Annotated in this window: 1 protein-coding gene; it reads right to left on the bottom strand. The window is 40.8% G+C overall.

Translation table 11 applies throughout. From position 1 onward, the window contains the following. The coding region (locus ABFX15_RS12095) for a reverse transcriptase/maturase family protein (protein ID WP_346025645.1) at positions 1–1,160 on the bottom strand (1,160 nt) is incomplete at its 3' end. Positions 1,161–1,646: the final 486 nt, after the last annotated feature.

Here is a 1,646-nt window from a genome sequence, read left to right as displayed (position 1 = left end):
TCCACTTTGTTGTTAAGCGTTCTTTTGGTATACCCATTTCCACCTTGTTTGATTTGACTGTTGCGCCTTACACAAACATCATAGCCTAGAAATCTTGCTTTGTTGTGGCTGTGAGTAATAAGTGTTTTTTCTTCACTGAGTTCCATTTTCAGCGTATTTCTGATAAATGTTTTCAGTTCCGATTTTACCCATTCACAGTCAGATTTACTTCCGATAACCCCGATAAGAAAATCATCTGCATAACGCACATATTTAATATTCTTATCCTCTTGTAATTTACTAGGGGTTGAAAGCTGTTTCGCTCTGGTTTGTCGTAATTCAGCAAGTAGTGCCGGCTTTTGGTGCTCATCCGCATTTTCTAACTTTTTTCTCAAGCGGACTGCTTTACTTCGTAGCCTTGAATATTCCGGTGTTCTCTTGCCTCGGGGTAAGGGCTTGTCAAATTTAGCTTTTAGCTGTTCAACAAACATGTCCAACTCGTGCAAGTATATATTGGCTAGTACAGGTGAAATTATTCCACCTTGGGGCGTCCCACTATATGTACTGTGGTATCGCCAATCTTCCATATATCCTGCCTTTAAGAATTTGCGAATAAGTTGGTTGAAACGCGCGTCCTTGATTTTCTTTCCTATCAATTCAGCGAGCACATTGTGATTAATGTTATCAAAACAGCCTTTGATATCACCTTCGACGAACCATTTCACTCCATTGAATCCTTTTGATACCATTCCTAGAGCGGTATGACAGCTTCTGTTAGGTCTAAAGCCATGGGAAGTATCACAAAATGTAGGTTCATAAATAGCTTCTAGAATCATTCTGATTACTTCCTGAACCAATTTATCAGTGAATGTCGGAAGTCCTAAAGGACGTAATTTATTACTTTGCTTTTTTGCAATATACGTCCTACGTACAGGCTTAGGTGTATAGGTTCCATCTGTCAGACTTTGGATAATAAGCTCTATCTTTTCCTCGCTGAAGCCATCTGCTGTGTCATTATCGACACCAGGTGTTGCTGCGCCACTATTGGCATACAGATTTTTGTAAGCAAGAAAATAGATGTCTGGTCTTTGCAGGTAACGGTAAACCCGCGTGAAAATTTCATTCTTGTTGCGATTTGAGTTTTGATTCATTCTCTCCAAAATCTCAATTGTTGGTTTCATTGAGGTATTCCTCCCTAATCAATATAAATTTTGGCGCGTAACAACTGCTTCCCTTCGCCATGTAAGGGTCATTACCCCTCGCGGACTACTATGGAAGCTCCGTACCCATGCAGAATATTCAAGCCCTTTAGCTATAGCCGTTTCCGGCGTTTCTGTTTAGGGTATCCCCAGTTAACAATGCCAATAGGTATGTGGATTTTCGGATACGTTTTCGTTTCTTTACCATTGGTTCTCCAACAGGTCATGTGAATTAAATGATAACCAATTGCGCGAAATCTGTACGCAATTACATTCACATCAGAGGTTACAGGCAAATTTCCTCTGTCCGGGCATTAACAGAAACTCGAAACTTACGTTCAACAAACCCAGTTTTATCCTCATATCCACTTGTCATTGCAGTTCAGTCGCATCTGATTGCCTTTAGATGACTTACCGCTTTCCTGCCATGCTATGTTCCCGTGTCAGCTTTCGCCTTTCGGTTGGACA

This window comes from Alkalibacterium indicireducens, from assembly GCF_039522005.1.
In the GTDB taxonomy this organism is placed as follows: Bacteria; Bacillota; Bacilli; order Lactobacillales; family Carnobacteriaceae_A; genus Alkalibacterium; species Alkalibacterium indicireducens.
Note: the sequence above shows the minus strand (reverse complement) of the source record. Positions and strands in the feature narration are given on the sequence as shown.